This window comes from Pseudogemmobacter sp. TB195 (genome assembly GCF_058313095.1).
The window spans coordinates 1-7,908 of sequence record NZ_JBZEGG010000058.1 but is presented as its reverse complement, the minus strand read 5'-3'; the positions used below and the strand labels follow the sequence as shown (position 1 = coordinate 7,908).

Here is a 7,908-nt window from a genome sequence, read left to right as displayed (position 1 = left end):
CCGTTCACGATGCGCCGGGCCCCGACATAGTCCCCGGGCAGGTAATCCCGCAGCGCCTTGCCGGTGAACCAGCCGTCGAGCATTCCCTCGACAAGGATCTGCGCCGAAATCGCCGGATCAAGCGCGAGGTCGTAATCCGCCGCCAACCGGCCGCCCAGACCGAGCTCACGATCTGCGCGCTGATAGTTCTCGCGCCAGGTGAGCTGCACATAGCCCCGGCCATAGGGCGCTTTGCCGGTCTGATCGATGGCGCCGTATTTCTTGCCCTTGCCCCGGCCGTATTCCCGGATCGGCTGCATGGTGTGGGCAGTCTCGTGATAAGCGGTCGCAAGGATATAGGCGCGGTAACTGCGAGGCAGGGTTGCTGTCGCGGCAAGGATGGCGTTGAGGCCATCCACCTGAGCCTGTTTCAGCGCGCCGCCGAACAGCGGACGGATCGCGGCAAAGAATGCCTCGGTCATGTCGATCTCCATGGTGGATGTGAAAAAGCCCGGCGCGGCGGCGGGGCGTGGTTAGCTAGGTCGGCGGCTTGGCGCAGAGGCGGGTTGGAAAAGACCCTCACCGGCAACGATATTCAAGATTATTTGGATTGCATCTACGACCACATAGTCTATAATATTACGGACAAATTCTGATATGATTTGCGATTTTTTTGCTTTATATCAGAGGATTAGCTTGGACAAGTTGGGGTGAGATTATGAACTCAAAAAGAGAGTACGCGAAGACCCACCCATGGCTGCATTTCAAGTATGATCTGAGTCGCCTAAGCTGTCCCGCGTGGATGCAGCTAGGCGAGATCATCTCGAAGTCCATGCATATCGCTCGCGCACCCATCGCACCTCAGCGGGCCGATGATTTCTACAAAATGTTTCTTGCGAAAGGCGCCGCCGCTACGACGGCCATTGAAGGCAACACCCTTTCCGAGGAGCAGGTTAAAGATCAGATTGACGGAAAACTTATACTGCCGCCATCGCAAGAGTACTTACAGCGTGAGGTTCAGAATGTTTTGGATGCCTGCAATGAACTTGTCAGGGATACTAGGGAGAATGGCTCCCAACCAGTGACCCCACAATTAATTGGGGCCCTTAACTTTAAGACCCTCGATGGGCTAAGCTTGGCAGACGAAGTCCGACCCGGAGAAATTCGAAAGCACAGCGTAACAGTTGCACGTTATAAAGGGGCTCCCGCAGAAGACTGCGAGTACCTGCTGTATCGCATGTGTGATGTTATTGAAGAACTTCTTTCCGACGAAACCAACAAGATGCGAAATGGTATCTTTGCAGCACTGTTCGCACACGTTTACATTGCACTCATTCACCCATTTGGCGATGGAAATGGAAGGACATCACGACTTCTGGAGGTTTACATCCTTCTTCGCTCTGGCTTCCCCATGCCAACATGCCAGCTACTCAGCAATCATTACAACAAGACGAGAAGCGAATATTACCGCCAGCTTGATGGGGTTTCAAAAGGAGACGGAGACCTGTGCCGCTTCACAGAGTACGCCGTTCAAGGGTTCGTCGACGGACTACAAGAACAGGTAGGAATTATTCAAGCAGAACAAATGCGTGTAACATGGATTAACTACATCCATACAAGGTTCTTAGACGAAGCTTCTTCCACAGCTAAGAGGCGTCGGCATCTAGCCATTGCGATCAGTAAATCAGATAGCGCATGGCCAATTGATCAAGTCCTCGCGTCCGATCTGAAACTTAGCCGAGTTTACGTCAGTGTTGATCAAAAGACATTGTCTCGCGATATGAATGCGCTGGCCGCCATGCGTCTGATAATCAGAGTCGGGAAAATGGTTATAGCAAACCGCAGCGAAATTCAGGGATTTCTTCCTTGGCGAAACGCCCCCCATGGTGCGACATAAGTTATAATGGCCGAGGCCCCTTGAGCATCCCATAGATCACCGGATCAGTCCGGTCATAGGCCTCTCGCCCGGCGCAGTCATAGGTCAGCGCCAGATACAGCTCGATCCGGCCCGGCTGCAGCGTGTCGGGCGGGGTCAACTCGATCCGCAGCCGGGTCGCGGTATCGCTGATCTGCCGGCGCGGGCCGCCCGGATTGACCGGTGATCCCGGCATGGCAATCCCGGTGGCATCGGTGAACAGCGCAGACCATTCCATCAGCCGGCAGTCCCGGCCCACTGTCGTGCGCTGCGCCACCATGTACAGCACCACCCGCTCACCCTGATAGACTGGCTCGGCGACATAGCTGAGGCCCGGCGTCTGGCGGATTACCCGGTCCTCACCGGCGGCGCGCTTCACGCCCTCGGCGAGATCCGCGATCTGCCCTCGCAGCGCCGCCATCTCCCCCGGCAGCGCCCAGACAGCGGATATATGGCTCCCGACCGGCGTCAGGATCGAGAGCACGATCACGCCCACGGCGCTCAGCATGATCGAGGTGAGCCAAATCCAGATCCGCTCAGCAAGGAAGCCGGGCTTAGGCAGTATGTCTTTGACGGTCATTGCGCCTCCTGGGCGGCTATATGTTCTTGATTTTCAGGATCGCTCGCGCGAAGGTTGCGGTGGTACTGCTGGCCTTTACTGCAGGATCCGCCCTAACTTCCCTGCCTCTAACCAGGCGGGGCACTTTCGTCAGAATACCAAATTCATGGTATGGCAGATGGAGGCCAGGTCCGTAGAAGCGAAGCGCTGGATCTGGCCCGCGCATGACGGTTCTACACCGGGCGAAGCAAGGGAATTACCCCCTGCGATGTGAGTAAATATTCAAACTCCAGTTCAAAGAAACTCCCATTTGGAAAAATCATTCAATGAACGCTCTGCGCCTGTTTCGCTGCGAATGCGGTCATAAGTTGAGATTTGGGGCGCACACCTGCCCGATTTGCTATTTCAGAACGCCACTGAAGAACCGGTATTGGCCGTGGGTACTTGCCCCTTCTGCAGTGTCGGTGATCGCAATCATGGCGATGCTGTAGAGCGACCACCGTCGCCCATATAGCGGCCCCGCCGAGGATCGACGGGACCAGCCACCAGCAGGGGGGTCAGGTGTATTTCGCCACGTTCAGCGCGTAGTCCCGCGCGACCAGCTCGGCGGCATCGCGGCCCGAATGGGTCACATCCTCAATAAAGGCGCGGTAGTAGTGCCCGACATAACGGACGCGGTCCATTCCGGCGTCATGCATATAGCTGATCCCTGGGAGCGTGCATGCCTCCCGCGCGACATAGGGCATCAGCGCATCGAACAGGTATGCTCCATTGCGATAGAAAGACACCTTCGTGGTGGCGCCTGTATTATCCCAGTCGGGCTGAGCATGGGCTGCCAGTTGCTGCGGAGCAGCCGTCGAGAGTGCCGGGCCATCCACGCTCTGACCTGCTGACCAAACACGCACTTGCCCCGCACTTGCACCCTGTTCCAGCATCAGCCAGTTACGGGCCGACTGCCTGTTCGCTGAAGTGGTGCCCGGCGGCGTGAACTCTCCCACTCGCAGAAGCTGCCGCTCCGCACCGGACAGACCAGATGGTTTAAGCCAGATGAGCGCAAGCAGCTCGTTTTTGACGCGTCCGGCAGCGGCGAGATTGGGGATGCCTGCCTCGCGCCGCAGACCGTAATTGCCCCCATCATTGGCTTTGAGCAGACCGCCGCCCGCATAGCTCAGCGTATTGGCGCCATTTGCAAATTGCGACAACGCCGAAACACCCGCCGGGGACATATCGTAAAAGCCGCCGGTGATAACCGGGTTCTGGGTCGGGTAGCTCGCGGGGTTGGAAATATCCAGCAGACCAATGGTGCCGCCGGTCAGCAGCAGATCAGGGCCAGCCAGCGGAAGGCGCGGATCAGCAAAGTTTGCGCCCGGGAGTGTGCGAACGGTGGTCATAATATTTCCCTTCAGAGGCTGGTGTTGTTGAGCCAGCCGCGCGCGGTGAGCGCGGCTTTGATGCAAACCCCGTAGATCGAGGCCGCCTTGGCATTGGGGTGGCCGCGCCATTGGCCAAGCCCGCGCCTGCCTGTACCTCATCCAGGTAGCCCGGTTCCGTGAAGCCCGACAGCGCGTCGGCAGCATCGACGATTGTCTGCACATCGCCTGCCGAAGCTGCGACCCAGAAACTCGGCGGCGCCGGGTCGATACCGCGCTCCAGCAGGACGGCCAGAGGATAGCTCGCCTCATCGCCGATCTGGATATTGCCAAGCCGCGTCTCGCGCGACACGGCACCCCGCGACCGATCCTCCTCGGTCCAGCGGGCTGTCACGATGTAATGCGAGCCGCGCAGGCCCTCGGTATTGCGCCACAGCGCGAACCCTGCCGGCAACGAGGCATCCGGGCCAAGGATGGCACGCACAGTTGCAGGGGCGATCACGTCCGCGCCCTGGGTATCCCAGGATGAGAGCGTGAAAATAAGCTCAGCCGCCTTTGCTGCCACATCGGTCGGCAGCGGCACGCGGCCCGTAATCGTGCTCTTGGTCAAAGCCATGGCATATCCACGTAAAAAAGCCCGCACGCGGCGGGGTGTGTCAGGTCGGATTGTGCGGAAGGGTCAGCCCTGCGGGGGCTCGGGCCAGACAGCGGCCAGTGGGTCACTCGTCACATCAGGCAGGTCTCGCAGGGCCTGCCGGTAAGCCAGCCATGCGGCGCGCGAGGCCTCAGTCTGGGGGAAGTCCGCGAGATTGCGAGGATCGAGGTCAGATACCCGCAGCAGCCGGTCGCGCTCGGCGCGAAGGGCCGCCCAATGCGCCACGGGGTCAAGCGCAGGCGCCGGCTCCATCGTTGTGACGATGCGCGACTCGCCTGTGAGCGCAGAGGTGAGGACGGTTGTAACTTCGATGAGATCAGACATTATCGCGCCCCCCCTCAACAGATGCGAAGACCTGTATTGCGCTGGCGCCGTTTCCCTGCACGCGGATAGCATTACAATTTGTCGGAACCACAAAAGACCCACTGATGGCGCCGGCACCGAAGCGAGTGAAATTACCGGAAACAAGATCAATCTCAACGATGCCTCTGGTTGACACCTCCAAGAATTGAAACAACGCCTGCCACGCCCCCCATGTAACGCCATTGTCGGCGCTGAAGCTGATATTGAGAATCATCGAAGCAGCCGAGTCTGGTCGCCAAAGATTGAGGCGGATATTGCGCACCCAGCCGATGTCATTGAAACCCGGCGCCTCCCATCCGGATGCAAAAAAGACACCGAGCAGGTTGCTCGCCAGTGCTTTCGGCTGGAGCTTGGGACCATTACCTTCGAACATGGCGATGGGATTGTCCCGCAAGCGAAACCCCAAAAGCGATGTGATCGGCGCATCCGGCACCAGCTCATCGTCTTCAATTCCGATAAAATCTGTCATCAGATGAACCTGTACCCGTCCGAGCCATCGCTCATTTTGCCATCCGCGCCAGACCAATAGGCCCCGCGCGCCTTCTGCGCCTCAGTCGATGCCGCATAATCTGGGCGACCATTTTCGGTGATGTAACCGTAGCGCTTGTTGCCGAAGCTGTACGCCTGCCCCGTCAATTCGACGCGGTGGCCTGAGACTTTCTCCTCCCGCGCCGCGATCTGGACAAATCTCCGGGTGTCCCGACCTGTCGGGCTTCTGATATCCCGCGTTGTGACGGATGCCACATCAGACAGCGCCATATCGTCGTCGGCATCGACCAGCATTTTCACCCGCTGCGGCGCCCGAACGAAAGTCTGGAGAAAGCGCCGGCCGAGAACCGCAACCGCTGCGTCATCTCCATGGTTGAGCCAGCGGCAATGGATTTCCTTGACCCTGCTGTCGGCAAACTCTTGGGTAGATACAGCCCCGGCATCTACAATGTACCGCTGACGGCGATAGCTGTTCCCGTCTGTCGCGGATTTCGTCGGGTCAAGCATCACAGTGAAAAACTGCACGGTCGTGATACGATCCTCGTCCCGGTCCTCAATCTCGATATCCAGAAGGTTGTTCCGGTCCGAGAGCATCTTCACCACGTCGAGGTCAACCGGCCGGTTCATCTTCAAACCGATCTCTTGGGCCGCATCATCCCACCAGATACTGACACCAAGGATCGCCAACTCTCCGATCAGCTTTGCCACCCCTTCGGGTTTGCAGATGTCGGCAGTCAGCCGAAGCGTCGGCGCCCAGCGATTTACCTCGGCATTCCACTTGGTGAGCGGGATGAACGCAGGATCGATGCCGGCATGATCCACCAGAAGTGACTGGAGCACCGGCACCAGCTTTTCCCGGCGCGGGCTGAAACTGGTCTGGAAGCTGTCACCAGATCTGTGGTCGGCAATTGTTGTGCCACTTACGCCGCGGGCAAGGATAGTCACAGCATCCCCCGCCCGCGTGAATTGGACAAGTTCTGAGCCAATGCACGCAAATCCCGCGCCCGGATACTGCAGATCGCCGATGCCCGCCGGGTTCAGGGTGAGCGCCATATCGGCCGCGTCGATATCCAACAGGATCGTGCCGTTCACGGCTTTCGGCGCCTGCACGCGCTTATCATCAGCCAGATCGAGGATGTCTTTGCCTTCGACCGTCCACTTCCCACCCCCGATGGACATCTCGGTAATGATGAAGTGCCGAACGCTGTCGGTGATCAGATTATCATCCACCAGATGCCCGGTGCAGCGCCGCAGCGGGCGGCCAGCATAGTAAGGCCAGCGCGCCCGGAGGCGGGTCCAGAAGGTGCCATATTCCTCCGGCTGATACCCCTGCCCGTCCAGTTGTGCGACACCGCTGACCCGCTCGCGCCAGTACTTGTCCGTGAGGCGGTCGTGGTATGGGAAATCCCAGCCTGACGCCGTCACCGTCGCCCGCTTACCGAGCCGAGCCAGATCCGGGTTAGCGCCTGCGATGTTCACTGAAGCACTGGAGCCTGAAACGCTTTCGAGGCACGGGAACCATGTCGCCCCCTTTGGCAGGTTGGCGCGGGGCTCGATAAAGCGCAGCGTCAACTTGCCAAGGCCTGCGGCGTTCAGCGATGACCGCGATCCGCAGGTCTCAGTGCCTTGGAAGCACATGTGCGAGGTGCTACCCCCGAGTGCCGCCGAGCATGAGCCATGCCCGAAGGTCAGCGGGCACCAGTCCGTGTCGATTTCGATCCACTGGACCGGTTGATCACCCAACATAGGCAGCCACCGTCATGCTCAGATCGGCCCAGACCGCACCGGCACCGAAATTCGCCGAGAGGGTCTCTCCCGCACGCCAGCAGTAATGGCCGTCCTCCTCGAACAGGTCGGGACAGCTTGTCCAGAGGAATGGCTTGCCAGCGTTGTAATGTGCGATGAATGGCGCCGCCTCCAACTGCACCCACCAGCGTTCCTGAGGCGCGAGGGTGATCGAGGTCGAAGCGCCTACCTTCTGCACCCGATTGCCCAGAAATTGACCACCGCGCGTGATGTTCGGTAGCAGGTCGACCGATAGCGCCATGTTGAGTGGCACATAGCCCGCCGCCACCCCACCCGGGATGAACAGCCTCGGCCCGATCCATGCGATACCGATGGCCGGCGCGTTCGGGCCGGTGATCCTGATGCGCCAGCGCGGATATGGCACCTCAGCCGCGAACAGCATGATCAGATCGCGATCATCGGTCGGCGTGACGGTCGAGACCGTAACCCATGACGCGCCGGTCAGGCTCCCCTCCACATGCACCGAGGCGCCAGCACTGCCGAGCGTGTGAGCGATGACAGCGGCGCAGTCACAGTCCACCGCCACGGGCAGGACCACAGACAGCGTGGCTGGCATCGCAGCCGGGGTCCAGAAATCGTAGGTCTGCGGCCCGAGTGCATTCGCCGCAAAGCCGTCCGGCGTCTGGCTCGACCACGAAAGCGCGCCCTCGGCGAGGACGTTGCGATATGCAACCGCGCTCGCCCGCGTGCCCGTGGCCGATGGTTCAATGTGGATCATGGTCTCTCCATGCAGCAGGCCGCCCCGAAGGACGGCCCTGATTTCAGTGTGTTG

The 7,908-nt window shown here is 59.7% G+C and carries 8 protein-coding genes and 1 pseudogene; 1 reads left to right on the top strand and 8 read right to left on the bottom strand.

The features are described from left to right. Positions 1 to 461 (bottom strand): annotated as a pseudogene (locus AC4FS3_RS28230) (hypothetical protein); the annotation flags it as partial. Between the two features lie 236 nt (positions 462 to 697). Here AC4FS3_RS28230 and AC4FS3_RS28225 point away from each other — a divergent pair. Next, complete coding sequence (locus AC4FS3_RS28225; protein ID WP_491023298.1) at positions 698 to 1,876, top strand: Fic family protein; 1,179 nt, start codon at positions 698 to 700, stop codon at positions 1,874 to 1,876. Position 1,877: 1 nt separating this feature from the next. Here the strand turns inward: AC4FS3_RS28225 and AC4FS3_RS28220 are convergent, their stop codons facing one another. The 7 genes from AC4FS3_RS28220 to AC4FS3_RS28190 form a co-directional block, all read right to left on the bottom strand. After that, the gene (locus tag AC4FS3_RS28220; protein WP_491023297.1) at positions 1,878 to 2,474 is read right to left on the bottom strand and encodes a hypothetical protein; all 597 of its coding nucleotides are present in this window, start codon (positions 2,472 to 2,474) and stop codon (positions 1,878 to 1,880) included. 536 nt (positions 2,475 to 3,010) lie between these two features. Further along, positions 3,011 to 3,844, bottom strand: a complete 834-nt coding sequence (locus tag AC4FS3_RS28215) for a hypothetical protein (RefSeq protein ID WP_491023296.1) — start codon at positions 3,842 to 3,844, stop codon at positions 3,011 to 3,013. Further along, positions 3,804 to 4,439, bottom strand: a complete 636-nt coding sequence (locus tag AC4FS3_RS28210) for a hypothetical protein (RefSeq protein WP_491023295.1) — start codon at positions 4,437 to 4,439, stop codon at positions 3,804 to 3,806. The genes AC4FS3_RS28215 and AC4FS3_RS28210 overlap by 41 nt, the downstream gene beginning before the upstream one ends. A gap of 63 nt (positions 4,440 to 4,502) precedes the next feature. Next, positions 4,503 to 4,802, bottom strand: coding sequence for a tail fiber assembly protein (locus AC4FS3_RS28205; protein WP_491023294.1), 300 nt, complete (start codon positions 4,800 to 4,802; stop codon positions 4,503 to 4,505). Then, positions 4,795 to 5,310 carry a hypothetical protein gene (locus AC4FS3_RS28200; protein ID WP_491023293.1) on the bottom strand — a complete coding sequence of 172 codons (516 nt, stop codon included), beginning with the start codon at positions 5,308 to 5,310 and terminating at the stop codon, positions 4,795 to 4,797. The genes AC4FS3_RS28205 and AC4FS3_RS28200 overlap by 8 nt, the downstream gene beginning before the upstream one ends. Continuing rightward, on the bottom strand, positions 5,310 to 6,902 hold the full coding sequence (locus AC4FS3_RS28195) for a hypothetical protein (RefSeq protein WP_491023292.1): 1,593 nt from the start codon (positions 6,900 to 6,902) through the stop codon (positions 5,310 to 5,312). The genes AC4FS3_RS28200 and AC4FS3_RS28195 overlap by 1 nt, the downstream gene beginning before the upstream one ends. Before the next feature lie 163 nt (positions 6,903 to 7,065). Further along, on the bottom strand, positions 7,066 to 7,854 hold the full coding sequence (locus tag AC4FS3_RS28190) for a hypothetical protein (protein ID WP_491023291.1): 789 nt from the start codon (positions 7,852 to 7,854) through the stop codon (positions 7,066 to 7,068). Positions 7,855 to 7,908 lie beyond the last annotated feature (54 nt).

Excerpts from the sequence above, each read along its gene's own strand:
- AC4FS3_RS28215 (WP_491023296.1), bottom strand. The coding sequence starts at position 3,844 with ATGACCACCGTTCGCACACTCCCGGGCGCAAACTTTGCTGATCCGCGC.
- AC4FS3_RS28200 (WP_491023293.1), bottom strand. The coding sequence starts at position 5,310 with ATGACAGATTTTATCGGAATTGAAGACGATGAGCTGGTGCCGGATGCG.
- AC4FS3_RS28190 (WP_491023291.1), bottom strand. The coding sequence starts at position 7,854 with ATGATCCACATTGAACCATCGGCCACGGGCACGCGGGCGAGCGCGGTT.
- AC4FS3_RS28220 (WP_491023297.1), bottom strand. The coding sequence starts at position 2,474 with ATGACCGTCAAAGACATACTGCCTAAGCCCGGCTTCCTTGCTGAGCGG.
- AC4FS3_RS28225 (WP_491023298.1), top strand. The coding sequence starts at position 698 with ATGAACTCAAAAAGAGAGTACGCGAAGACCCACCCATGGCTGCATTTC.
- AC4FS3_RS28210 (WP_491023295.1), bottom strand. The coding sequence starts at position 4,439 with ATGGCTTTGACCAAGAGCACGATTACGGGCCGCGTGCCGCTGCCGACC.
- AC4FS3_RS28205 (WP_491023294.1), bottom strand. The coding sequence starts at position 4,802 with ATGTCTGATCTCATCGAAGTTACAACCGTCCTCACCTCTGCGCTCACA.